Genomic DNA, 23,744 nt, shown 5'->3' on the forward strand with positions numbered 1-23,744 from the left:
TCGAGGCGCAGCCGGCTTGCTGATGCGCGAGCCGGCCTGCGCAACGGTGTTTACTTCTTTTCCAGATTCTTGGTCATGACCTTGCCATTGATGAACTGAATGGCAATTGTCGTATCGCTGCCTTGCCAGGTCGCGCTTTCGCCGCTGATGCCGAACACGCTGCCGCCATCGGTACTCTTGGGTTCGCCAAGCAGCTTCACGACTTCGTCGCGTTGCATGCCGGTGGTGATTTTCTGGTAGTTCTCGCTGTTGACCTTGGAGCAGGCGGTCAGGGCGAGGGCGAGCAACAGGGCGGTGATCAGGCGCATCGGGGTATCCGGTTGGGGCTGGGCAGCGCGCTACCTTAGCAGATTGGCGCGTTTCCGGTTGTGGGCCGAATCACCCACCATACGGGTAAGCGATCATAAAAATCCCCGTCAGCTTGCTGCTAGCATGAAAGCTCCGTTTTCCTTCGGGGGCAGCATGAAGCACAGGGTATGGCTCGGCAGTATTCTGATGATGGCGGCATTCGCCGCGCTGGCGAAGCAGCCGGTGGCCACCGGGCATGGCGGCGCGGTGGCGACGATTTCCGAGCCGGCGAGCAAGGCGGCGATGGAAATCCTCAATGCCGGCGGCAATGCCGTCGATGCCGCGGTTGCCGCGGCGGCGGCACTGGGCGTTACCGACCCGTTCAGCTGTGGTGTCGGCGGTGGCGGCTTCATGATGATCTATTCGGCCAAGGACAAGCGGGTGATCACCATCGATCATCGCGAGAGCGCGCCGCGCTCGTTCAGTCCGACGGTGTTTCAGAAAGACGGCAAGGCGCTCGAGTGGGCCGACGTCGTGCCGAACGGCATCGCCGTCGGCGTGCCCGGTACCGTGCGCGGCTGGGACGAAGCCTTGAACCGTTACGGCACGATGGGCTTTGCCCAAGTGCTCAAGCCGGCCATCCGCATCGCCGAACAGGGTTTCAAGGTCGAGCCGAACTTCAACCGCATCAGCGCGCTGAACGAGGCCAAGTTCGCCCGATTCAGTTCGACCAGCAAGCTGTACCTGAAGGACGGCAAGGCGCTGCCGGTCGGCACGGCATTCCGCAATCCGGACATGGCGAAAACCTACCGCGCGATCGCCAAGGGCGGCGTCAACGCTTTCTATGAAGGCCCGATCGCCCAGGCGGTCGTCGACGCGGTCAACCTGCCGCCGGCCAGCAACGGCACCAAGGTGATCGCCGGCGCGATGACGCTGGCCGATCTCAAGGACTACGAAGCGCGCTTCCGTCAGCCCATCGTGTCGACCTACCGCGGCTACGAGGTCTACGGCATGCCGCCGCCGTCGTCGGGCGGCATTGCGATCGCCGAGGCGCTGAACATTCTCGAAACCTTCGACTTCTCGCGCATGACGCGCGCGCAGGCGCAGCACCTGTACCTCGAAGCCAGCCGGCTGGCGTTTGCCGACCGCAATGCCTATGTGGCCGACGGCGAGTATGTCGATGTGCCGGTGACCGGGCTGATCTCGAAGGATTTCGCCCGCGAGCGCGCCAAGTTGATCGACCCGAAGGCGGACCACGGCAAGGCGACTCAGGGAGATCCGTTTGCCTTCCAACAAGATCCGTCGATACCGCAATGGCCGGCACCGAAACGCGCGCCCGAGCCGGCGCACACCACACACCTGACCGTCAGCGACAAGGACGGCAATGTCGTTGCCTATACGTTCACGATCGAGGACTGGGGCGGTAGCGGCATCGTCGTGCCGGGTTACGGTTTCCTGCTCAACAACGAGATGACCGATTTCGATTTCAGCGGCCCGCATCCCAATGTACCCGAAGCGGGCAAGCGGCCGCGTTCGAGCATGAGCCCGACCATCGTGTTCAAGGAGGGCAAGCCGGCGTTCGCGCTCGGCTCGCCGGGCGGCTCGACCATCATCACCACGGTGCTGCAGACGGTCTTCAACCACGTCGATCTCGGCATGCCGCTGGCCGATGCACTGGCCGCGCCGCGCATGTCGCAGCGCAACCGCGACAAGGTACAGGTCGAGTCGCTGCTGAACTTCATCGGTAGCGACGAAGCCCGTGCGCTTGAGGCCTATGGCCATGTCTGGGAGAGCAGCGACCAGATCGGCGCGGCGAATGCGCTCGGCTTCAACGACGACGGCAGCGTGACCGCAGTCAGCGAACCCAAGCGTCATGGCGGCGGTAGCGCCATTGTCCAGCGCAAATAAACAACTGCGTTTGCTTATTTAGTTCTTACTGATTTGTGGTGCTTTTACTTACTGTGATAGGTTTGCGGCCGTTATCGATCTGGAATCGCGGCATGTACAGCAAACTGAACAAGCTATCGGAGTCACATGGGCGCATTCATCTCGGACGCGGCGTCGCATCCGGGGTGTTTGCGCTGATGCTGGCGGTACTGTGTTTTCTCGGCGTCCTGGCCTTTCACTTTCCGGCCTATCTGACGACGCCGGAATTGCGCCAGGTGTATGACACCGGCGTCATGCGCCAACTGCTGTTCTGGTCGATGGTGCTGAGCGGTGGCGTCGCGCTGGCCAACATCCTGCTCGGCCGGGTTCGCTGGCTGTCCGCATCTGCTTTCATCATCGTCGCCGGTGCAGCGCTGTTCGGCGGCCATCGGGTGCCGGTGGGCGAGTACGCCCAGTCGCCTTTCTATCTGGGGCTGGACTGGTTCATTCTTGATCTGCTCGGATCAAGCCTGATTTTCATCTTTCTGGAAAAGCTCTTCCCGCACCGTCGTGAGCAACCGGTCTTCCGCGAAGAATGGCAGACCGATTTCCATCACTTCATCGTCAACCATCTGGTCGTCGGCCTCATCCTGATGGTGACCAACCAGCTGGTACACCGGTTCCTGGGCTGGGCGGTGCAGGGCGATATCCAGGTCTGGGTCAGGGGTCTGCCTTTCCTTGTCGCGCTGTTCCTGATCGTTCTGGTTGCCGATCTGGTGCAGTACTGGACCCACCGCGCGTATCACGAGATCCCCTTGTTGTGGCGGCTGCATGCCGTGCATCACAGCGTTAAAAGCATGGATTGGCTGGCCGGGTCGCGGCAGCACATTCTGGAGCTGTTGATCACGCGTACCCTGGTGCTGGCGCCGATCTTCGTGCTTGGGTTCTCCAAGGAGGTGATCGACGCCTACATCGTCGTCGTCGGCTTCCAGGCGGTGTTCAATCACACCAACGTCAATGTCCGGCTTGGGCCGCTGCGCCATCTGATCGTGACGCCCAATTTCCACCACTGGCATCACAGCCAGGATCAGGAAGCGCTGGACCGGAACTATGCCGCGCACTTTGCCTTCCTCGATCATCTGTTCGGTACCGCGGTGAAATCGACGCGGACATGGCCATCCGAATACGGCGTCTTGGGCGATTACGTGCCGAATGGATTTCTGAAGCAGCTGCGCTTCCCGTTTTCGGGCAAACATTGAGCAGCTGCAGCGCTGGATGATGCAGGCCGCGCTGATCGGTGCCTTCAGGCAAAAGAGAAGGGCGGGAAAACATCCCCGCCCTTTTTCATGGTCTGCACTGCTTGTCGCAGCGCCTGTTTCGCATCGCGCCGCTTCTCGGTCTTCTCGTGCGCCCCGGCCTTGCGCTGGCTGGCAGCGACCGCGAAGGGATTGCGCGGGACTAGGGTGTTGCCGATTTTCTTCATCGGGTTTCCTTCGGATAAGCAATGACGGGTTGATCACATGGTGATCGATTCAGTCGCGCGCCATTGCACTGACGTGCAATCCACGCGACAGGTAGTTGTTGTAGCGTTCAGCCAGCAGGGTTGGCAAGTCGGCCCTGTGGACCGGCTTGAAACCCGCCTGAGCATAAAAATCCAGCAGGTGTGCATACGGCAGGCAATAGCACGGCCGATCCATCTGCTTGATCAGCTGCAGCAACATCGCGCTGCCGAGCCCCATCCGGCGGCGGTCGGCACGGATCTGCATGCCACGCAGGCAGAGCGCGTCGGCCAGCGGCGACAGCCGGAGGATGCCGATGATCTTGTCACCCTCCCGGGCCAGCAGTACCCGGTCGTCGGGAACAATGGCATCGCCACCGTAGCCACAGGCGTCGTAAAAGCGTTGGGCCTCGGGCAGGTCGTCCGAAGTGGCGAGGGTGATCGTCGTCGTCAGCTGTTCGGCCAGGCGGTGAGGATTTCAAATCCGTCGTCGGTGACGGCGATCATGTGTTCCCACTGCGCCGACAGCGAGCCGTCGCGCGTGACCACGGTCCAGCCGTCCTGCAATTGCTGCACGGCGGCACCACCGGCGTTGATCATCGGCTCGACGGTGAAGGTCATGCCTTTTTTCAGCAGCAGGCCGGTGCCGGCGCGACCGTAGTGCAACACTTGCGGGTCTTCGTGATAGACCTTGCCGATGCCGTGACCGCAGTACTCGCGCACCACCGAGTAACCGGCGGCTTCGGCCAGCGTCTGGATCGCGTGGCCGACATCGCCGAGGCGCGCGCCGGGACGGACGACGCTGATGCCGGCCATCATCGCATCGAAGGTCACGTCGGCGAGCCGTTTCGCGGCCGGGCTGGGCGTGCCGGCGAAGTACATCCGGCTGGTATCGCCGTGCCAGCCTTCCTTGATGACGGTGACGTCGATATTGACGATGTCGCCGTCCTTGAGCACCTCACGCGGGCTGGGAATGCCGTGGCAGACGACGCCGTTGATCGACGTGCACAGCGTTTTCGGAAAACCGTGATAGCCGACATTGGCCGGCGTGGCTTTCTGCTTTTTAGTGATGTGCTCGAAGCAACGGCGGTCCAGCTCTTCGGTCGAGACGCCGGGGACGACGTACTCGCCGATCATGTCCAGCACTTCGGCGGCGAGCTGACCGGCGACGCGCATCTTGGCGATTTGGGCTGCGGATTTGAGGCTGACGGACATTCGGATTTCCTTGCTGTACCTGCGTATTGTCCCACAGCGAACCCGGCAAGGCAGCCCGGTGTGCGTGATTCCCGTTTGGTGTTGATGCGTGGCGGATCGGCGACGCATCTGCGGGCAGGTCTCGCAGTCCGGCACGCATTCCGTAAGATGACGTTTTTGTTCCACGTTGACGAGATGCCCATGAACGGCCAGCCCCGCGTTTACATTGGTTGCTACGGCGATGCCGAGCAGGCGACGATCCATGCCTTCGCTTTTGATGCCAGCCAGGGCAGGCTTTTGCCGCTGCAGCGCTTGGCCGGCATTGCCAACGCATCGTATCTGCTGCCGGTTGATGGGCAGCTGTATGCGGTCAGTGAGACCGGCGAGGGCGAAGTGTGCAGTCTGGCCATCGATGCCGCCGGGTGCTTGTCGCTGCTCAACCGCGTGCCCAGTGGCGGCGACTCGCCGTGTTATCTGTCGCGCAGCGGAAATGTGCTGCTGGTGGCCAATTATTTCGGCCACAACGCGGCGCTGCTGCCGCTGGCCAATGACGGCCAGGTGCAGGCGATGGCCTGTGAAATCCGTCATCAAGGCGCCAGCGGTGTCGATGCCGAACGTCAGGATGCGCCACATCTGCATAGCATCACCCCCAGCCCGGATGGCCGATTTGCGCTGGTGTGCGATCTTGGCCGCGACGAAATCGTCGTCTACCGGATCGACGGCCAGCAACTGTTGCCGCACAGCGTGGCGACCACTGCGCCCGGCGATGGACCGCGTCACCTGCTGTTCGACGCGGCGGCGCGCTTTGTCTATGTGGTCGGCGAGCTGAGCAGCACCGTGCTTGTCTATGCCTGGCAGGATGGCGTACTCGAGCATCGCCAGACGCTATCGTCACTGCCTGACGATTTTCACGGCGACAACACCGGCGCCGAGTTGCAGCTCAGCCCGGACGGTGCCTTCCTGTATGCCTCGAACCGGGGGCACGACAGCATCGCGACGTTCCGGGTGGTCGATGGCCTGCTTGAGGCGGCAGGCCACACGCCCAGCGGCGGGCAAATGCCGCGCAACTTCGCGCTGTCGCCCTGTGGCGGCTGGCTGCTGGTGGCGAATCAGGCCAGCGGCAACCTGGCGCTGTTTGCCCGCGATACCGCCGGCGGCTTGATGCCGGCCGTGCTCGATATACAACTCGATCGCCCGGTCTGTGTGAAGTTTGCCTGAGCACGGCATGGATGATCTGCTGGCCGAGTTTCAGCGCCATCGGGCACGCCTGTTCGGCCTTGCCTACCGGATGCTCGGTTCACGCCACGACGCCGACGACGTGCTGCAGGACGCGTGGCTGCGTTGGCAATCGGGCCGGCCGGAGGCGCTGGTTTCAAGCGAAGCGTGGCTGGTGACGCTGGTCACCCGGCTGAGCATCGATCGCCTGCGTCAGGCCAAACAGGCGCGGGCGGCCTATACCGGGCCGTGGTTACCCGAGCCGGTGGCCGAGGCGATCGAGCCCCGCTCGCCGGCCGACGTGCTCGAACACTACAACGACGCCTCGATCGCCTTCATGACCCTGCTCGAACGGCTCGGCCCCGACGAGCGCGCGGCGTTTCTGCTGCGCGAGGTGTTCGATACCGACTACGCCGAGATCGCGGTGATGCTGGACAAACGCGAGGACAGCTGCCGCCAGCTCGTCAGTCGTGCCCGGCAGCGGATCGAGGCCGACCGGCCGCGCTTTGCCGTCAGCCGCGATGCGCACCGTGCGCTGCTGGCCCGGTTTGCCGCAGCGGCGCACAGCGGTGACGTCTCCGAGCTGGCACCGCTGTTCAGCGCCGATGCGGTGCTGGTCGGCGATGGTGGTGGCAAGGTGTTCTCGGCATTGCGGCCACTGCTTGGCCCGGACCGGCTGGCGATGCTGTTCCATGCCATCGCCCGGCGCAACGGCGATCGTTGCCGGTTTGTCGAGACCGAGATCAACGGCGAGCCCTGTCTGGCACGTTACGTCGATGGCGTGCTCGACACGGTCTACTGCTTCGTCACCGATGGCGTGCAGATCCGCGAGGTCTACGTATTGCGCAATCCGGACAAACTGGCCGGCCTGCGCTGATTTTTTTCGCCGCGCCTGTCACAAACGGAAGGACAGGGACGTCTTGTTGGTGAAGCATCCATTCGGGGTGCCCACAACAGGAGCTGTTCCATGTCTGTCCGTCTCAACTATCGCGCCCTCGCACCCAAAGCCCACCGCGGTTTCGTCGATACCAGCATCGCACTGGGCGAGTCGTCGCTCGGCAAGGTGCTGATCGACCTCGTCTACCTGCGCGTCTCGCAACTGAACGGTTGCGCCTACTGCGTCAATCTGCACGGCAACGACCTGCTCAAGGCCGGCGAGTTGTTTGCACGCATCAACAGCGTCGCCACCTGGCACGAGGCACCGTTTTACACCGAGCGCGAACGCGCCGCGCTGGCCTGGGCCGAAGCGGTGACGCTGATCCGCGAAACCCGTGCCGGTGATCCGGAATTCGATGCGCTGAAAGCACAATTCAGCGATCAGGAAATCGCCGAGCTGACCTACGCCGTGGCACTGATGAATGCCTTCAACCGGATGGCGGTGAGCATGCGGATGCCGGTGCAGGAAGAGGCCTGAGTCCGCAGGTCAGAACCGCACATCCGCATATTCATCGCCCTTCTTCTTGAACACGCTGGCGGCAAACGGGCACAGCGGCAGGATTTTCATGCCGTTGGCGCGGGCATGCGCAACGGCGGCGTCGACGAGCTGGTAGCCGACACCCTGTCCGCCGTAGGCAGCGTCCACGTCGGTGTGGTCGATGATGAAGCGGTCATCGCCGAGTGGCGAGTAGGTCATCTCGGCAGCGATCTTGCCGGCGTCGACGGCGACGAAGCGGTGATTGGCGGCTTCGTGAACGATGGTGATCATGGCCATTTGCGGCGCCCCGTACGGGGTCCAGCGCTCAGCCTAGCATGGTCCGCGCAACAAAAAACCGGCCTGCTGGCCGGTTTTTTGTTGCGCGGAAGGGCGATCAGCCGACCCAACGCCGCGCGTTGCGGAACATCCGCAGCCATGCGCCGTCTTCGCCCCAGTTCTCCGGGTGCCACGAGTTCTGCACCGTGCGGAACACGCGTTCCGGGTGCGGCATCATGATCGAGAAGCGGCCGTCGGCGGTGGTGACGCCGGCGATGCCTTGCGGGCTGCCGTTCGGGTTCAGCGGGTAGGTTTCGGTAGCCTTGCCGGCGTGGTCGACGTAGCGCATCGCGACGATGGCCTGCTTGATGTCGCCCTGCTGGCTGAAGTTGGCGAAGCCTTCGCCGTGGCTGACGACAACCGGAACCTGCGTGCCGGCCATGCCGCCGAAGAACAGCGACGGCGAGTCGGTCAGCTCGGCCATGACGAAGCGCGCTTCGAACTGCTCGCTCTGGTTGCGGGTGAACTTCGGCCACGCTTGCGCGCCCGGGACGATGCCCGAGAGGTTGGCCATCATCTGGCAGCCGTTGCAGACGCCGAGGCCGAAGGTGTCTTCGCGGTTGAAGAATGCTTCGAACTGCTCGCGGGCACGCTCGTTGAACAGGATGGACTTGGCCCAGCCTTCGCCGGCGCCAAGGACGTCGCCGTAGCTGAAGCCACCGCAGGCGGCGAGGCCGGCGAAATCGGCCAGCGAGACACGGCCGGCGATCACGTCGCTCATGTGCACGTCGGTCGCGGCGAAGCCGGCGCGGGTGAAGGCAGCGGCCATTTCAACGTGGCCGTTGACGCCCTGTTCGCGCAGCACGGCAACGCGCGGCTTGGCGCCGGTGTTGATGAACGGCGCGGCAATGTCCTCGGACGGATCGAAGGAGAGCTTGGCGAACAGGCCCTTGTCGCCCTTGGCGTCGAGCTGTGCGTATTCCGAATCGGCGCACGCCGGGTTGTCGCGCAGGCGCTGGATGCGCCAGCTGGTTTCCGACCACGCCTTGTGCAGCGCGACGCGGCTTTCTTCCAGCACCAGACGGTTGCGCTTCTTGATCTTGAGCTTGTCGTCGCCGTTCAGCGTGCCGATCACGTGCAGTTCGCTGCGGATGCCGACGTTGGCAAAGGCGGCGATGACCGCGGCGGTGTCGCTGCGCTTCACCTGCAGCACGGCGCCGAGTTCTTCGTTGAACAGTACGCCCATCATCCGGCCGTTTTCGGCGCGGGCGATGTCTTCCGAAGTCAGCTCGTCTTCCTCGCGGCCGCGGCGGCGACGTTCGATGCAGAGTTCGTCGATTTCCAGCGTCACGCCGACGTGGCCGGCGAACATCATTTCGGACACGGCCGCGAACAGGCCGCCGTCGGAGCGATCGTGATAGGCGAGAATGCGGCCATCGGCGTTGAGCTTCTGCACCGTTTCAAAGAACGATTTCAGGTGCGACACGCTGACGACGTCCGGCGCCCACTGGCCAACCTGTTTGTAGACCTGCGCCAGCGCCGAGCCGCCGAGGCGGCACTTGCCGTCGCCGAGGTCGATCAGGATCAGGTCGGTGTCGGCTTCGTTGCGCAGTTGCGGCGTCAGCACGCGGCGGATATCGGTAACCGGCGCGAAACCGGTGATCACCAGCGACAGCGGCGCGGTGACCTGCTTGGCTTCGTCGCCTTCGGACCAGACGGTCTTCATCGACATCGAATCCTTGCCGACTGGGATCGAAACGCCCAGTTCGCGGCACAGCTCAAGGCCGACGGCCTTGACGGTGTCGTACAGGTTCGCGTCTTCACCGGGATGGCCGGCCGGCGCCATCCAGTTGGCCGACAGCTTGACGTCGCCCAGCTTGGCGATCGGCGCCGCGGCGAGGTTGGTCAGCGCCTCGGCAACGGCCATCCGGCCCGAAGCCGGGCCCGAGATCAGCGCCAGCGGCGTGCGTTCGCCCATCGCCATCGCTTCGCCGAGGTAGGTGTCGTAACCCATCGCGGTGACGGCGACGTCGGCCACCGGCACCTGCCACGGGCCGACGAACTGGTCGCGCGCGGTGAAACCGCCGACGGTACGGTCGCCGATATTGATCAGGAAGGATTTGTCGGCCACGGCCGGCAGTTGCAGCACACGGTAGGCGGCTTCTTTCAGATCGATGCCCGACGAGTCGAACACCTTCAGTTCGGGCTTCACCCGGGTGACGTCGCGGGTCATTTTCGGCGGCTTGCCGAGCAGCACTTCCATCGGCATGTCGACCGGCTTGTTGCCGAAGTGCGGATCTTCGACGATCAACTGCTTTTCGTCGGTCACGCGGCCGATCACCGCGTACGGGCAGCGCTCGCGTTCGCAGATCGCTTCGAACGCCAGCAGGTTGGCCGGCGCAATCGCCAGCACGTAGCGTTCCTGCGATTCGTTCGACCAGATTTCCTTCGGGCTCATGCCCTTTTCTTCGATATTGACCTTGCGCAGGTCGAACACCGCACCCTGGCCGGCATCGTTGACGAGTTCCGGGAAGGCGTTGGAGATACCGCCGGCGCCGACGTCATGGATCGACAGCACCGGGTTGTGTTCGCCCTGCTGCCAGCAGCGGTCGATGACTTCCTGCGCGCGACGTTCGATTTCTGGGTTGCCGCGCTGCACCGAGTCGAAGTCGAGGTCGGCCGCGTTGGCACCGGTTGCCATCGAACTGGCGGCGCTGCCGCCCATGCCGATCAGCATGCCAGGGCCGCCAAGCTGGATCAGCAGGCTGCCGTCGGGCAGGCCGTGCTTGCCGACGTGCAATGCGTTGATATTGCCCATGCCGCCGGCAAGCATGATCGGCTTGTGATAGCCGCGACGCTCGCCGCCGAAGTCTTCTTCAAAGGTGCGGAAGTAACCGGCGATGTTCGGACGGCCGAATTCGTTGTTGAATGCGGCGCCGCCGATCGGGCCTTCGATCATGATGTCCAGCGCCGAGGCAATGCGCTCGGGCTTGCCGTAGGCCGGGTCTTCCCACGGCTGGATCGCGCCGGGGATATTCAGGTTCGATACGGTGAAACCGGTCAGGCCGGCCTTGGGCTTGGAGCCGCGGCCGGTGGCGCCTTCGTCGCGGATTTCGCCGCCCGAGCCGGTCGCCGCGCCCGGGAAGGGCGAGATCGCGGTCGGGTGGTTGTGGGTTTCCACCTTCATCAGGATGTGGGTGGTTTCGTCGTGATACGCGTATTCGGCGCCGCCCGGTTGCGGGTAGAAGCGGCCGATCTGCGCGCCTTCGATCACCGACGAGTTGTCCGAGTACGCAACGACCGTGCCTTCCGGCGCGGCCTTGTGCGTTTCGCGGATCATGCCGAACAGGCTGTACGGCTGCGCTTCGCCGTCGATCACGTAGTTGGCGTTGAAGATCTTGTGGCGGCAGTGCTCCGAGTTCGCCTGGGCGAACATCGTCAGTTCGACGTCGGTCGGATTGCGCTGCAGCTTGGTGAAGTTCTCGACCAGATAATCGATTTCGTCATCCGACAGCGCCAGGCCGAATTCGACGTTGGCTTTTTCCAGCGCCGGCTTGCCACCGCTCAGCACATCGACGGTCGCCAGCGGCTTCGGTTCGAAATGGCGGAACAGCTCGCGGCCGGCGTCCAGTGTTTCGAAGACCTGTTCGGTCATCCGGTCGTGGATCAGCGGCAGCAGCAGGTTTTTCTCAGCGTTCGACAGCGGCGCACCGTTCTTGCTGGCGTAGACGGCAATGCCGCGTTCGATGCGTGCGATCTTGCCGAGGCCACAGTGCTCGGCGATGTCCGAGGCCTTGCTCGACCACGGCGAAATGGTGCCCAGTCGCGGCAGTACCAGCAACAGCGAGCCGACGGCCTTGGCCGGTTCACACGGTTCGCCGTAGTGCAGGATGCGCGCCAGCGTCGCCTGCTCCTTATCGTCCAGTGGCGCGTCCACTTCCGCGAAGTGCCAGAACTCGGCGTACAGGTCGGCGCTGATGCCGTTGTCGGCCAGCGCGCTGCGCAGTTTGTCGAGCCGGAAGGCGGAGAGCGCGGTGCCACCGCGCAGCTGGAGAACGTCTGCCATGTCGTAAGGTCCGGAAATCATGGGTAAAAATCGGAGCCAAGATTGTACCGAAAAACGGGCCTGCCCGCTTTGTGCTGCACCGTCCGTCTGGCGGTATTTTCTTTGGTTGTTGCATGTCAGGAAAAGCGCATTCCGGGCTCTGTTCTACTTAAGCATTTGCTTCTACACTGTCGAAGTCGGGTGGCATAGACCACCGTCTTACGAATCGGAAAGAGGAAGAGAAGATGACTCAGCCCGCAGGCAAGCAACTGGCTTTGCAATGGCAGTGCATCACCAATGGTCACAACGGCGACAACTTCATTGCCGAGCTGACACTGAGCAACCACGCCACCTTGCCGCTGACCGGCCAGGGCTGGGCGATCTATTTCAACACCTGCCGCAAGATCAAGCCCGAGGGCATCGAAGGCGGCGTTGCGATCGAGCAGGTCAACGGTGATCTGTGGCGCATGGTGCCGACGTCCGGCTTTGGAATTCTTTCTTGTGATGAAAGTAAATTGATCCGCTACGAAGGTTTGTTCTGGGTGATTCAGGAGACCGACGCGCCGCTGGGTTTTTATATCGTTTACGACGATGGCACCCCGCAGGCCCGCGCCGAGGCGATCGGCGACCCGCGCATCCTGCCGTTCGTGACCGAAGGGCAGCGCAACCGCTCGGCCAACGACAAGGTGCCGCTGGTGACGCCAGCGACACGTTTCGCCGACAACGAAAAACTCACGCTGCTGCCGGCGGATGCCGTCGGCAAGATCACGCCGACGCCGCTCGAGTCGCACTTTGGTGGTGGCCAGTTTGTCATCGACGCCAGCACGATGATCGTGCATCCGGATGCGCTGAACGCCGAAGCGGCCTTCCTGCAGTCGGCGCTGCTTGACGCCGGTGTGCAGGCGCAACGCGCCGCCGCCGGCCGCGGCATCGTGTTGCAGATCGGCGCCGTGCATGTCGCCGAGACCGGCGCGCCGGCCGAGGCCTATTCGCTTGAAATCGGCGCCGATGGTGTCGTGATTACCGGCGCGTCAAAGCATGGCGTGTTCAATGGTATCCAGAGCCTGCGCCAGCTGCTGCCGGTCGATGCCTTTGTGAACCCGCTCTCCACGCTGAGCGTGCCATTCGGCCGGGTCGTCGATGCGCCGCGCTTTGCCTATCGCGGCCTGCATCTGGACGTCGGTCGCAACTTCTCGTCCAAGCAGAGCGTGTTGCGCCTGCTTGAGTGCATGGCGCTGTACAAGCTCAACCAGTTCCATTTCCACCTGACCGACGACGAAGGCTGGCGCCTGGCAATCCCGACGCTGCCGGAGCTGACCGAGATCGGTTCGGGCCGCGGCTATACCACGACCGAGACCGATTATCTGGTGCCGAGCTTCGGCTCGGGGGCCGACGTCGAAGGGTCGAGCGGTACCGGTTTCTACAGCCGTGCCGATTTTATCGAGATCCTCAAGTTCGCCACCGAGCGCCACATCGAGGTCGTGCCCGAGTTCGACGTGCCAGGCCATGCGCGCTCGGCGATCAAGGCGATGAATGTCCGTTACGCGCGCCTGAAGGCCGCCGGCCAGCTCGAAGCGGCCGAGCAGTATCTGCTGGTCGATTTCGCCGACCAGTCCGAGTACGAGTCGGTGCAGCTGTGGCACGACAACGTGATCTGCATTGCCCGCGAAGGTGCGTACAACTTCATCGAGACGGTGATTGTCGACGTCAAGGCGATGTATGCCGAGGCCGGCGCGCCGCTGACCACCCTGCATACCGGCGGCGACGAAGTGCCGCATGGCGTCTGGGAAGGTTCGCCGATCTGTCAGGCGTTCATGAAAGAACACGGCATGACGACGATCCAGGAACTGCAGGATCATTTCCTGGCGCGCTACCGCGACATCCTTAACAAGCACGACCTGATTTTCGGCGGCTGGGAGGAAATCGCACTGGTCAAGGAAACCGTCGACGGCGTCGTCCATCACGGTCCGAATCCAAAGTTCGTCGATGCCAATTTCCGCCCCTACATCTGGAACAATATCTGGGGCTGGGGGCAGGAGGATTTTGCCTATCAGCTGGCCAACGCCGGCTACAAGGTCGTGCTGTGCAATGTGACCAATCTGTACTTCGATCTGGCGTACGAGAAGGATCCGCAAGAGCCGGGCTATTACTGGGGCGGTTTCATCGACACCCGCAAGGCCTTCGACTTCTGCCCGCTGGACATCTACACGACGGCGACGGTCAATCTGTTCGGCCACGAACTCGGCGACTCGCTCAAAGGCAGTGCCCGTCTGACCGAGCAGGGCGTGCAGAACGTGCTCGGTATCCAGGGCGAGCTGTGGGCCGAGAACATTCGTGATGCCGGCCGCCTCGAGTATCTGGCGATGCCGCGCCTGATTGCGCTGGCCGAGCGGGCATGGGCGAAGGATCCGGGCTGGACGCTCGTTGCCGACAAGGCCGTGCGTGACGCGCGGATGGACGCCGACTGGAACCAGTTTGCCAACCGCCTCGGCCAGCGCGAACTGCCGCGTCTGGACGGCGTCGTCGGCGGCTATGGCTACCGGGTGCCGGTGCCGGGTGCCAAGCTCGACGGCGGCAAGCTGATTGCCAACGTCGAAGCACCGGGCTTCGTGCTGCGCTACACCACCGACGGCAGCGAGCCGACCCTGGCGTCGACGCAGTATGCCGGCCCGGTTGCCGTGACGGGGGCCGTCAAGCTGGCCGCGTTCACCACGACCGGTCGTCGCGGTCGCGTCGTCAGCGTCGGCTGATTGCCGTCGCCGACCCAATAAAAAACCCCGCTTCGGCGGGGTTTTTTATTGGGTCCGAGTGGACCAGCGGTCGTCGGTCAGTGCGGCTAAGCCCGCTTGGCTGGCCAGCTCAACCGTGCCCGCTTAGCTGGCCAGTTCAACCAGGTGCAGCTCGATCTCGACGTTCTCGTCCGAGTGACGGATCTGTGCCAGCAGCACGGCGTCGACGAAGTTGGCGAAGCGGCGCAGCAGGATCGAGTTCGCGAGGGCCGGGACCATCTCGTTGCGGAAGCCCGAGACATAGCGCAGCGCGCCGACGCAGTTTTCCTCGAGTTCGTCTTCGTACTCGCCGAGCAGATCCTTGATCGCCTTGCGAATGTCCTTCACTTCCTTGAACAGGTCGCTGGAAATGTCGCACAGGTCGGTAAAGCGCAGCGCGACATCGATGTGGCCGCGACCGGCGATGCGGCGGGCGAGCGTGCGCGAGGCCTCGCACAGCCGGTCCAGATCGTGGTCGGTCAACTGGACGTCGTCGAGCGGGAAGTATTCATGCACTGCGGCAAGTGCCTGGCGGATGCCTTCGCTGTTGCGCAGCGTTTCGGGCAGCGCGCTGCTGGCGCGCGCGGTGATCTTGTAGATTTGGGCCATCGTATTCTCCTGTTCCTGGCGGTGCCGGCGCCCGATTTTCTGTGATGACGGGCTGCGGCAGTGCAAGGCTACACCATCGGGATGACCGTGGTCCTAACGGCGCTCACGCTGGCGTACCGACTGTGTCAACAGCATCAGTTCGCACAGGCGCTGCTGCCCGGTTTGTGCCGCGATCGAGTACGGGGTGTCACCATCGCGATGCCGGGCCTCGGCGTCGGCGCCATGATCGAGCAAGCGGATGGCTACATCGGTATGCCGGTTGGCGACGGCCTTGTGCAGGGCGGTCCAGCCGTCCGGCGTGCTGGTGCCGACGCGGGCACCGGCGGCGATCAGCCGTTTGACGATGACGAGACGGCCACGACTCGCGGCCTGGATCAAGGGGGTGAAGCCGGTCTGGCTTTCGGCATTGACGTTGGCACCGCGGCTGACCAGCATGTCGACGACCGGGTCGTAGCCGTTCAATGCAGCCCAGTGCAGCGGCGTATAGCCGCCGCGATCGCAGGCGTGAATGTTGGCGCCGTGCGTCAGCAGCCACTCGGCCGAGGCGGCGCTGCCATCGAAGCTGGCGCGCATCAGCGCCGTCCAGCCGTTGTCGTCGGTGCTGTCGATCTTGATCCCGGCCTGGCGGTATAGCTGCAGGGTTTCGGTCGAATTGAGGCCGACGCTGCGGTGAAAATCGCCGACGGTCACGCGCAGCCCGCGTTGCTCGAGCGCGTCGACCGCCGCTTCGCGCACATGGTCCCAGACGCCGGCGGTGTCGGCGGGCCGACGCATGATCTCGTCGTGGGCGTTGCCGAACACCATCAGCTCCATGCCGATCTCGGCCGGAAAGCCCTGCCGGTCGGGGCGGTCCATGATCATCAGCGATTCGAGATATTCATTGATCGCGTCGCTGCCCCACAGCTCGACCAGCCGGTTGGCGATACGCGGAAAGCGTTCGATCAGCTGGACGGGGCTGCGGTGGGCTTGTCCATGTTGTTCCAGCAGCGCATGCAAGGGATGTGTCATGGGGAAGGAAGGAGGAGGCCGAGTGCTCATTTAATAGTGATTTGGCCCTGCGGCACAAGGCCACCATCACCACGATATTTTTCGCGGCAAGGCTAGACAGGCGGTATGTGGCGGCGTATATTCCCGTCTCTCGCAAGACGCACCAATCCTCAGCGTCGCGAGTTGCTGCAAATCGATTGTGAATGCCGACATGGTGAAATTGGTAGACACGCTATCTTGAGGGGGTAGTGGCTTCGGCTGTGTGAGTTCGAGTCTCACTGTCGGCACCATTCAGATCGAAACCAGAGCCGAAGCGCATGCTTCGGCTTTTTTGTTGTCCGCGCGCGGCGCAGCTACAGTCAACTGTATAATTGAATGCTGATTGACGGAGTGCGACGTGAACACACCGGACGAGCTTGGATTTCATCGCGAACTGCAGGGTAGTCAGATCGATACCGAATGGTTCTCGCCGCGCGGCGAGCCCCGCTATCTGCTGAACTGGCGCGTATCGCTGGTCTACCAGGAAGCCGGCCAGCGGCAGACTTTCCGTGGGCGGGTGTTCGATTTGTCCCGCACCGGCTTCAGCCTGCTGTCCGACCACAATCTGCCGGTGTCCGATCAGGTCACCGTGCTGATTTCGGTGCCGCCGATGGCCGCGGGACAGCGGCCACGCATTCTCGAAGTGAAAAGCAGGGTGCTGTATACGGTGCTGTCGAGCGAGTTCCAGCAGTTTCGCATCGGCGTCCGTTTTCTCGATTTCAAGGCCGATGGCCGCCGCTATCTCGACGCCAATCTGGCCGCGCGCGTGCCGGCGCCGGTGTCGACCCGGCGCGGCGAATGACGCGCTAGACTTGGGGCATGGCCCCGTCCGCGCCTGGCATGTTCACACTGACCAAACCTTCTTTCCGCCAATTGCTGCTGCTGGCTTTCGTGCTCACCGCCGTGCTGCTGAGCGCGACGTCGCTGCGCGCCTTGTCGACCTTGCAGCACGCCGCCACGCAGAGCCGTTCGCTGTCCGACGCTGCGGTGCGGCAGACCGAAGCGGTCGAGCGCCTGAACGAGCGGACACAGCTGTTCGAGCGCAGCTTGCGCCAGTATCTGGTGCTCGACGACGCCAGTTTTCTGCTGCGGGCGCGGCAATCGCATCAGGACGCAGCCGACGCTGTGCGCTGGCTGCGCGCGCATGCCGGCAGCGAGCCGGCGCTGACCACGGCACTGCAGGACTGGGCGCGGCTCGGCGGTCTGGTCGACGCCGGGCTGGCGCGTGACGCCATCCATGATCGCAACCGCCAGATCATGCTGTTCGAACATATCGCCAGGTTGCACGGTCTGAACGAGCGGATCGCGCAGGAGAGCCGCCACGAACTCGATCGCCGCAATGACGCGCTGCTCGACGAGCTCGATCACGAAAGGAAGACGATCGCGATCATGGTCGCCGTTGCCGTCGGGATTGCGGCGCTGATCGCGCTGGCGCTGGCTGGCTGGCTGGCGCGGCCGTTGGCGAAGATCGAATCGGCGATCCATCGGCTGGGCGAAGGCCAGCTCGATACGCCGATCGTGATCCGGCGCGGCCCGGCCGATCTGCGGCGGCTCGGCGTGCAGCTCGACTGGCTGCGCCAGCGCCTCGCCGAACTCGATGCCGAAAAAACCCGTTTCGTCAGCCACGTCTCGCACGAGCTGAAAACGCCGCTGGCGTCGCTCAGGGAAGGCGTTGCCTTGCTGGAAGACGAGGTGCCGGGCGTACTCAATACTGGCCAGCGCGAGGTCGTCGACATCCTGGCGCATAACGTCGCCGCGCTGCAGCGGCAGATCGAAGACCTGCTGCGTTTCCATTCGATGCAGTTCTCCGCGCGGGAACTCGTGCGGACGCCGCTGGACTTATCGATGGTGATTGCGTCGGTGATCGAGGCACAGCGGCTGCACTGGCAGGCGCAGTCGCTGACGGTTGAACTCGACGGCGCGGCGCCGGCGTACCACGGCGACGCTGACCGGCTGGGCGCGGTGATCGGCAACCTGCTGTCGAATGCCATCCGCTTCAGTCCCGATGGCGGCCGGATCCGCTTTTTGCTGGCGTATCGCGATGCCACGACGACGATAGACTGCATCGACCAGGGGCCCGGCGTGGCCGAGGCCGACGTCGAGCGGATCTTCCAACCCTTTGTCCAGGGCGAACGCCAGCCTGGTGGTGCCCGTCGTGGCAGCGGGTTGGGCCTGTCGATCGTCAACGAATACCTTGCCGCCCACGGCGGCCACATCGTCCTGCTGCCCAGTGCGCAGGGCGCACATTTCCGGATTGAATTACCCGATGAAACGATTGAAACGACCTGAACTGTTGCTTGTCCTGTTGCTGGGCGCCTGCGTCAGCCCGCCCGAATCCAGGCCGAAGCCGGTTGCGTCGACCCCGGCCGCCAAGGTGATCGCCAGCGAAACGGCCGCGATCGCTGCGCCGGACTGGCGCGGCCTGTTCGACTATGGCGCATCGCTGCGGGTGAGGGCGCCGGCCGACCTGAACCGCGAGATCGCCCGGCTCGGCGCCGAACCGGGTGAAACGGCGCAAGTCCAGCGTGCAATGGCCTACGCGCAGTTGCGTGGCAATGGCGACCTGACGCGGGCGATCGGCCTGCTCGATGCGGTGCAGAAGGCGACCTCCCCGCAGGCCGAGGCCTTGCGGCCGCTGGCGCAATGGTTGTCGGCGCAGTACGCCGATCTGCGTCGCCAGGATGCCGACGCCGACAAGCTCAACCAGCAACTGAAAGACGCGCAAAAGCGCGCCAACGACCTCAACGACAAGCTCAACGCACTCAAGGCGATCGAGCACGGTCTGCCGCTGAAACCGGCTGCCAAGGCCGCGCCATGAGTGGCGCTTCGCTGCTGCTGGTCGACGACGACGTCGATCTGCTCCGCCTGCTGTCGATGCGGCTGACCGCCGCCGGCTATAGCGTCAGCACTGCCGAAACCGTGCAGGCCGCGCTGGCGCAGCTGGCGGTGGCGACGCCGCAGCTGGTGATCAGCGACGTCCGTCTGCCCGATGGCGATGGGCTGACGCTGTTCGGCGAAATTCATGCCAGATTGCCGGCGCTGCCGGTGATCCTGCTGACGGCGCACGGTACGATTCCGGACGCGGTCGACGCCACCAGCCGTGGCGTTTTCGGCTATCTGACCAAACCGTTCGACAGCAAGGTCTTGCTCGACAAGGTCCGCCAGGCGCTGAGCGTCTCGGCGGCGACGCCGGAAGCCGGCGACGAGGCGTGGCGCAGCGAAATTGTCAGCCATTCGAGCGTGATGACCGAGCTGCTCGGCGAAGCCCGGCTGATCGCCGCGTCCGACGCCAGCGTGCTGATCCGCGGCGAATCGGGGACCGGCAAGGAATTGCTGGCGCGGGCGATCCACAAGGCCAGCCCGCGCGCGGCCAAACCCTTTGTCGCGATCAACTGCGGCGCGATTCCCGAGGCCTTGCTCGAATCCGAGCTGTTCGGTCACGTCAAAGGCGCATTCACCGGCGCGGTCAATCACCATCGCGGCCTGTTCCAGGCCGCCGATGGCGGCACGCTGTTTCTCGACGAGATCGGCGACATGCCGCTGGCCTTGCAGGTCAAGCTGCTGCGCGTGCTGCAGGAGCGCGCGGTCCGGCCGGTCGGCAGCAGCGAATCGGTGCCGATCGACGTGCGCATCCTGTCGGCGACCCATCGCGATCTCGACGCGGCCATGGCCGGCGGCGAGTTCCGCGAGGATCTGTACTACCGGCTCAACGTCGTCGCGCTGACGCTGCCGCCGCTGGCCGAGCGGCGCGAGGATATTCCGCTGCTCGCCAATCACTTGTTGCAGCGGCTGGCGGCCAAGTATGCGAAGAAGCTCAACGGCTTTGCGCCCGATGCGCTCGAAGCCCTGTCGACGGCGGCGTGGCCCGGCAATGTGCGTCAGCTGTTCAACGCCATCGAACAGGTCTGCGCGCTGTGCACGGCGACGATCGTGCCCGTGGCGCTGGTGCAGCGGGCTCTGCGGCAGCCGTCGGCCGAGGTGCTCAGTTATGCCGAGGCCAAGCGCCGTTTCGAACTCGATTACCTGACCCGGGTGTTGAAGCTGACCGACGGCAATGTCGCCGACGCCGCCAAGCTGGCCGACCGCAACCGCACCGAGTTCTACCGGCTGCTGCAAAAGCACGGCTTGAATGCGGCGCTGTTTCGCAGCAGCAACGACGCTGGCGACGCGTAGCCAGACCCGGTCGGCGTAATGAAAAAAAGCTGCCCGAGGGCAGCTTTTTTTAGATCGACACCGCTTCTTGACCTGGCGATCAGGCCTGCATCGCCAGCATCAGGCCATTCAGCCGCTTCACGAAGCCGGCCGGATCGTCGAGCTGGCCGCCTTCGGCGAGCAGTGCCTGATCGTAGAGCAGGTGGGTCCAGTCGCCGAAGCGTTCGCCGTCGAGCTCGGTCTTGAGCTTCTGCACCAGCGGGTGACCCGGGTTCAGTTCGAGGATGGGCTTGGCGCCGCCGACGTCCTGGCCGGCCGACTTCAACAGGCGCTCCAGGTTGGCACTCATGTCGTGGTTTTCGACCACGAGGCAGGCCGGGCTGTCGGTCAGCCGGGTGGTGACGCGCACATCCTTGATCTGGCCGTCGAGCGTGGTCTTGACCTTGTCGAGCACGGTCTTGAACTCGGTTTCGGCGGCTTCCTGCTGCTGCTTTTCGGCTTCGTCGGCGAAGGCATCGAGCTTCAGTTCGCCCTTGGCGACCGACTGTAGCTTCTTGCCTTCGTACTCGGTCAGGCTCGACGTGAACCATTCGTCGACGCGGTCCGACAGCAGCAGGACTTCGATGCCCTTCTTCTTGAACACTTCGAGGTGCGGGCTGTGCTGTGCGGCGGCGAAGGTGTCGGCGGTGATGTAGTAGATCGCGTCCTGGCCTTCCTTCATCCGGCCGATGTAGTCGGCGAGGCTGACGTTCTGCTCGTCTCCCTCGTTGGCGGTCGATGCGAAGCGGACGAGGCCGGCGAGGCGGTCCTTGTTGGCGATGTCCTCGCCGACGCCTTCCTTCAGCACCTTGCCGAATTCGTTCCAGAATACCGTGTAGTCATCCGGACGGTTGTCGCGCAGGTCTTCGAGCAGGCCGAGCACCTTTTTGACGCAACCGGTGCGGATCGCATCGACGTCGCGGCTTTGCTGGAGGATTTCGCGCGAGACGTTCAGCGGCAGGTTGGCCGAGTCGATCACACCGCGTACGAAACGCAGGTATTGCGGCATCAGCTTGTCGGTGTCTTCCAGAATGAAGACGCGCTTCACGTACAGCTTCACGCCATGGCGGCGTTCGCGTTCGTACAGGTCGAACGGCGCGCGCTTGGGGATGTACAGCAGCTCGGTGTATTCCTGCCGGCCTTCGATGCGGGCGTGGCTCCACGTCAGCGGCTCGTCCCAGTCGTGCGAAACGTGCTTGTAGAAATCCTTGTACTGCTCGTCGGAGATCTCGCTCTTGCTGCGTGTCCACAGCGCATTGGCCTGGTTGACTGCTTCGAATTCGCCCGACGGCGGCAAGGGCTTGCCTTCGTCGTCGTGCTCGGCGGGCTTGGCCATCAGGATCGGCAGGTTGATGTGGTCCGAGTAGCGGGTGATCACGCTGCGCAGGCGCCAGTCGTTGAGGAATTCGTCCTCGCCTTCCTTCAGGTGCAGCACGATTTCGGTGCCGCGACCGGCCTTCTCGACGTCCTCGAGCGTATATTCGCCGTCGCCCATCGATTCCCAGCGCGTCGCGGCGGTTTCGCCAGCACGGCGCGTGGTCAGCGTGACCTTGTCGGCGACGATGAAGGCCGAGTAGAAGCCGACGCCGAACTGGCCGATCAGGTGACTATCCTTGGCGGCGTCGCCGGTCAGCTGGCTGAAAAATTCCTTGGTGCCCGAGCGGGCGATGGTACCGATATTGGCGACCACTTCGTCACGGCGCATGCCGATGCCGTTGTCACAGATGCTGATCGTGCGCGCATCCTTGTCGAACGACACCTTGATGTTCAGCTCGCCGTCACCTTCGTAGAGATCGGCATGCTGGGTTGCTTCGAAGCGCAGCTTGTCGCAGGCATCCGACGCGTTCGAGATCAGCTCGCGCAGGAAGATTTCCTTGTTCGAGTACAGCGAATGGATCATCAGCTGCAGCAGCTGTTTGACCTCGGCCTGAAAGCCCAGCGTTTCCTTGCTCATGTGTTCTCCTTGCGTATGACGGTCGGGGATCGGTACGGCTGGCGCCGGATCGGACGCGTCGCACTTCACCCCGGAGTGGGGAAGAACGTGGGGGCGTGATGCCCCTTTTCAAGGCAGGGTTAATGCCGCAGCGGCACCAACGCAAAAACGGAGCCCGAAGGCTCCGTTTTTTTTGACGCTGTTTCTAACGATCGAAGATCGATTAGAAGTAGGTACGCACGCCAACGATACCGCGTTGGGTGTCTTCACCCGCCGAGGTCGCGCTGTAGTTGTACAGGTCGTCATCGGCGCTGTAAGCCGAGTTCGCGTCGTTCTTCACGTAGCGGTATTCAGCGTACGCGAAGGTGTTCTTCGACATGTGGTAGTTGTAACGAGCCGAGAACGCTTGGGCGCCCGAATCCGACGGCGCATCGCCACCCTTCAGGTCTTCCAGGTAGGTGTAACCGAGGTACACGTCGTTACGGCCTTGGTTGTACGACAGCATCAGGTTGTACATGTTCTGATGGTAGTCTTCACCCGCGTTCAGCGCGGTGCCACCGTAGGTAGCGCCAGTGGTGTTCGGGGTGAACTGCATGTACTTGTAGCCACCAGTGATGCCGAAGCCGTTCTGGAACTTGTACTGCGCACCAACGTAACCGGTTTGGCTGTCGGTATCGTCCGAGCCGCCGTTCAGGCTGTCGCCGTACTGGTACGAACCATCGGCTTGCTGGAACGAAGCGCCGGCGGTCACGTCTTGGGTGCCGTCGAAGCCTTGGCGACCTTGGTAGCCAGCGAGGACCTTCAGGCCGCCGTTGGTGTAGGTACCAGCGACGTCGTAGCCGTTGCTGCTCGAACGACCGGTGCTTTGGTTTTCGAGGATGTAGTCAGCCGACAGTTGGAAGCCGCCGAACACCGGGCTGGTGTAGCCGACGATGTTGTCAGCACGTTGGTCCATGCCGCGACCGTAGTCGGAGAAGAACCAGTCAGCACCGGTATCGCCGTACAGATCATCGGTCAGTGCGTACACGCCGGTACGGAACTTACCAACGCGGACGGTACCGAAGTCGCCTTCCAGGCCGCCGTATGCATCACGGTTGCCCCACTGGCTGTTCGCGGTGTAGCTCGAGCCAGCGTTGATGTTGTTGATTTCCTGGTTCAGGGTCCAGATGAAGTTCATGCCGTTGTCGAGCTTGTCACGGCCGCTGAAATCGATCTCGCCTTGGTACTTCACGGCACCTTGGGTGCTGTCGCCGGTGTCACGTGCTTGAACACCGAAGTCAGCCTTACCGCTGATGGTCACTTCTGCCTGTGCAAGGCCTGCGGCGCCGAATGCCAGAGCGATGGCGAGAGCTGCATGCTTCATTTTCATTTGGTTTTTCTCCTTCGAGGGAAAGGGTCTTTGCACTTCGGTTCGAGACACC

Annotated in this window: 20 protein-coding genes and 1 tRNA gene; 11 read left to right on the forward strand and 10 right to left on the reverse strand. The window is 63.5% G+C overall.

The window, feature by feature from the left end:
- Positions 1–50: 50 nt before the first annotated feature.
- Positions 51–308, reverse strand: a complete 258-nt coding sequence (locus R0382_RS10735) for a DUF3862 domain-containing protein (RefSeq protein WP_432719583.1) — start codon at positions 306–308, stop codon at positions 51–53.
- A 154-nt stretch (positions 309–462) separates the two neighbouring features.
- Between R0382_RS10735 and ggt the strand changes: the two genes are divergently transcribed.
- Positions 463–2,196: a gamma-glutamyltransferase gene (ggt, locus tag R0382_RS10740; protein WP_432719584.1), complete on the forward strand. Its 1,734-nt coding sequence runs from the start codon at positions 463–465 to the stop codon at positions 2,194–2,196.
- Between the two features lie 92 nt (positions 2,197–2,288).
- Complete coding sequence (locus R0382_RS10745) at positions 2,289–3,413, forward strand: sterol desaturase family protein (protein ID WP_432719585.1); 1,125 nt, start codon at positions 2,289–2,291, stop codon at positions 3,411–3,413.
- Between the two features lie 44 nt (positions 3,414–3,457).
- Here the strand turns inward: R0382_RS10745 and R0382_RS10750 are convergent, their stop codons facing one another.
- Genes R0382_RS10750 through map form a run of 3 tightly spaced genes read right to left on the reverse strand, consistent with a single transcriptional unit; the run spans position 3,458 to position 4,867 of the window.
- Complete coding sequence (locus R0382_RS10750) at positions 3,458–3,637, reverse strand: hypothetical protein (RefSeq protein WP_432719586.1); 180 nt, start codon at positions 3,635–3,637, stop codon at positions 3,458–3,460.
- Positions 3,638–3,686: 49 nt separating this feature from the next.
- Positions 3,687–4,118 carry a GNAT family N-acetyltransferase gene (locus R0382_RS10755; RefSeq protein WP_432724157.1) on the reverse strand — a complete coding sequence of 144 codons (432 nt, stop codon included), beginning with the start codon at positions 4,116–4,118 and terminating at the stop codon, positions 3,687–3,689.
- A complete protein-coding gene (map, locus tag R0382_RS10760; protein WP_432719587.1) occupies positions 4,103–4,867 on the reverse strand; it encodes a type I methionyl aminopeptidase in 765 nt (254 codons plus the stop codon). The genes R0382_RS10755 and map overlap by 16 nt, the downstream gene beginning before the upstream one ends.
- 180 nt (positions 4,868–5,047) lie before the next feature.
- On the opposite strand from map, the gene R0382_RS10765 reads away from it, so the two are divergent.
- The 3 genes from R0382_RS10765 to R0382_RS10775 all read left to right on the forward strand — a co-directional run bounded on the left by R0382_RS10765 (position 5,048) and on the right by R0382_RS10775 (position 7,475).
- Positions 5,048–6,064 carry a lactonase family protein gene (locus R0382_RS10765; protein ID WP_432719588.1) on the forward strand — a complete coding sequence of 339 codons (1,017 nt, stop codon included), beginning with the start codon at positions 5,048–5,050 and terminating at the stop codon, positions 6,062–6,064.
- 7 nt (positions 6,065–6,071) lie between these two features.
- Positions 6,072–6,938: an RNA polymerase sigma-70 factor gene (locus tag R0382_RS10770; protein WP_432719589.1), complete on the forward strand. Its 867-nt coding sequence runs from the start codon at positions 6,072–6,074 to the stop codon at positions 6,936–6,938.
- A gap of 90 nt (positions 6,939–7,028) precedes the next feature.
- Positions 7,029–7,475 carry a carboxymuconolactone decarboxylase family protein gene (locus R0382_RS10775; protein WP_432719590.1) on the forward strand — a complete coding sequence of 149 codons (447 nt, stop codon included), beginning with the start codon at positions 7,029–7,031 and terminating at the stop codon, positions 7,473–7,475.
- Positions 7,476–7,484: 9 nt separating this feature from the next.
- Here the strand turns inward: R0382_RS10775 and R0382_RS10780 are convergent, their stop codons facing one another.
- Positions 7,485–7,766, reverse strand: coding sequence for a GNAT family N-acetyltransferase (locus tag R0382_RS10780; protein WP_432719591.1), 282 nt, complete (start codon positions 7,764–7,766; stop codon positions 7,485–7,487).
- 103 nt (positions 7,767–7,869) lie between these two features.
- The gene (purL, locus tag R0382_RS10785) at positions 7,870–11,817 is read right to left on the reverse strand and encodes a phosphoribosylformylglycinamidine synthase (RefSeq protein WP_432719592.1); all 3,948 of its coding nucleotides are present in this window, start codon (positions 11,815–11,817) and stop codon (positions 7,870–7,872) included.
- 224 nt (positions 11,818–12,041) lie between these two features.
- Here purL and R0382_RS10790 point away from each other — a divergent pair, with 224 nt between their 5' ends.
- On the forward strand, positions 12,042–14,546 hold the full coding sequence (locus R0382_RS10790; RefSeq protein WP_432719593.1) for a family 20 glycosylhydrolase: 2,505 nt from the start codon (positions 12,042–12,044) through the stop codon (positions 14,544–14,546).
- 123 nt (positions 14,547–14,669) lie between these two features.
- Here R0382_RS10790 and R0382_RS10795 read toward each other — a convergent pair whose 3' ends face one another.
- Positions 14,670–15,173 carry a hypothetical protein gene (locus R0382_RS10795; protein ID WP_432719594.1) on the reverse strand — a complete coding sequence of 168 codons (504 nt, stop codon included), beginning with the start codon at positions 15,171–15,173 and terminating at the stop codon, positions 14,670–14,672.
- 93 nt (positions 15,174–15,266) lie between these two features.
- Positions 15,267–16,181, reverse strand: a complete 915-nt coding sequence (locus tag R0382_RS10800; protein WP_432719595.1) for an ankyrin repeat domain-containing protein — start codon at positions 16,179–16,181, stop codon at positions 15,267–15,269.
- A 184-nt stretch (positions 16,182–16,365) separates the two neighbouring features.
- On the opposite strand from R0382_RS10800, the gene R0382_RS10805 reads away from it, so the two are divergent.
- The 5 genes from R0382_RS10805 (at position 16,366) to R0382_RS10825 (ending at position 20,372) form a co-directional block, all read left to right on the forward strand.
- Positions 16,366–16,450: transfer RNA gene (locus tag R0382_RS10805), tRNA-Leu, on the forward strand.
- Positions 16,451–16,557: 107 nt separating this feature from the next.
- On the forward strand, positions 16,558–17,001 hold the full coding sequence (locus R0382_RS10810; RefSeq protein ID WP_432719596.1) for a PilZ domain-containing protein: 444 nt from the start codon (positions 16,558–16,560) through the stop codon (positions 16,999–17,001).
- A 38-nt stretch (positions 17,002–17,039) separates the two neighbouring features.
- On the forward strand, positions 17,040–18,488 hold the full coding sequence (locus R0382_RS10815; RefSeq protein ID WP_432719597.1) for a sensor histidine kinase: 1,449 nt from the start codon (positions 17,040–17,042) through the stop codon (positions 18,486–18,488).
- Complete coding sequence (locus R0382_RS10820; RefSeq protein ID WP_432719598.1) at positions 18,466–19,017, forward strand: hypothetical protein; 552 nt, start codon at positions 18,466–18,468, stop codon at positions 19,015–19,017. Before R0382_RS10815 ends, R0382_RS10820 begins: the two co-directional genes overlap by 23 nt.
- Positions 19,014–20,372, forward strand: coding sequence for a sigma 54-interacting transcriptional regulator (locus R0382_RS10825; protein ID WP_432719599.1), 1,359 nt, complete (start codon positions 19,014–19,016; stop codon positions 20,370–20,372). The genes R0382_RS10820 and R0382_RS10825 overlap by 4 nt, the downstream gene beginning before the upstream one ends.
- A 79-nt stretch (positions 20,373–20,451) precedes the next feature.
- Here the strand turns inward: R0382_RS10825 and htpG are convergent, their stop codons facing one another.
- Both htpG and R0382_RS10835 read right to left on the reverse strand, forming a co-directional pair.
- Complete coding sequence (htpG, locus tag R0382_RS10830) at positions 20,452–22,344, reverse strand: molecular chaperone HtpG (protein WP_432719600.1); 1,893 nt, start codon at positions 22,342–22,344, stop codon at positions 20,452–20,454.
- 202 nt (positions 22,345–22,546) lie between these two features.
- Positions 22,547–23,692 carry a porin gene (locus R0382_RS10835; RefSeq protein WP_432719601.1) on the reverse strand — a complete coding sequence of 382 codons (1,146 nt, stop codon included), beginning with the start codon at positions 23,690–23,692 and terminating at the stop codon, positions 22,547–22,549.
- Between the last annotated feature and the right edge of the window lie 52 nt (positions 23,693–23,744).

Source organism: Jeongeupia wiesaeckerbachi, from assembly GCF_050916355.1.
Lineage (GTDB): Bacteria > Pseudomonadota > Gammaproteobacteria > Burkholderiales > Chitinibacteraceae > Jeongeupia > Jeongeupia wiesaeckerbachi.

Coding starts and splice junctions, on each gene's coding strand:
- purL (WP_432719592.1), bottom strand. CDS start 11,817: ATGGCAGACGTTCTCCAGCTGCGCGGTGGCACCGCGCTCTCCGCCTTC.
- R0382_RS10780 (WP_432719591.1), bottom strand. CDS start 7,766: ATGATCACCATCGTTCACGAAGCCGCCAATCACCGCTTCGTCGCCGTC.
- map (WP_432719587.1), bottom strand. CDS start 4,867: ATGTCCGTCAGCCTCAAATCCGCAGCCCAAATCGCCAAGATGCGCGTC.
- R0382_RS10745 (WP_432719585.1), top strand. CDS start 2,289: ATGTACAGCAAACTGAACAAGCTATCGGAGTCACATGGGCGCATTCAT.
- ggt (WP_432719584.1), top strand. CDS start 463: ATGAAGCACAGGGTATGGCTCGGCAGTATTCTGATGATGGCGGCATTC.
- htpG (WP_432719600.1), bottom strand. CDS start 22,344: ATGAGCAAGGAAACGCTGGGCTTTCAGGCCGAGGTCAAACAGCTGCTG.
- R0382_RS10800 (WP_432719595.1), bottom strand. CDS start 16,181: ATGACACATCCCTTGCATGCGCTGCTGGAACAACATGGACAAGCCCAC.
- R0382_RS10820 (WP_432719598.1), top strand. CDS start 18,466: ATGAAACGATTGAAACGACCTGAACTGTTGCTTGTCCTGTTGCTGGGC.
- R0382_RS10815 (WP_432719597.1), top strand. CDS start 17,040: ATGTTCACACTGACCAAACCTTCTTTCCGCCAATTGCTGCTGCTGGCT.
- R0382_RS10765 (WP_432719588.1), top strand. CDS start 5,048: ATGAACGGCCAGCCCCGCGTTTACATTGGTTGCTACGGCGATGCCGAG.
- R0382_RS10775 (WP_432719590.1), top strand. CDS start 7,029: ATGTCTGTCCGTCTCAACTATCGCGCCCTCGCACCCAAAGCCCACCGC.
- R0382_RS10835 (WP_432719601.1), bottom strand. CDS start 23,692: ATGAAAATGAAGCATGCAGCTCTCGCCATCGCTCTGGCATTCGGCGCC.
- R0382_RS10790 (WP_432719593.1), top strand. CDS start 12,042: ATGACTCAGCCCGCAGGCAAGCAACTGGCTTTGCAATGGCAGTGCATC.
- R0382_RS10750 (WP_432719586.1), bottom strand. CDS start 3,637: ATGAAGAAAATCGGCAACACCCTAGTCCCGCGCAATCCCTTCGCGGTC.
- R0382_RS10795 (WP_432719594.1), bottom strand. CDS start 15,173: ATGGCCCAAATCTACAAGATCACCGCGCGCGCCAGCAGCGCGCTGCCC.
- R0382_RS10735 (WP_432719583.1), bottom strand. CDS start 308: ATGCGCCTGATCACCGCCCTGTTGCTCGCCCTCGCCCTGACCGCCTGC.
- R0382_RS10770 (WP_432719589.1), top strand. CDS start 6,072: ATGGATGATCTGCTGGCCGAGTTTCAGCGCCATCGGGCACGCCTGTTC.
- R0382_RS10825 (WP_432719599.1), top strand. CDS start 19,014: ATGAGTGGCGCTTCGCTGCTGCTGGTCGACGACGACGTCGATCTGCTC.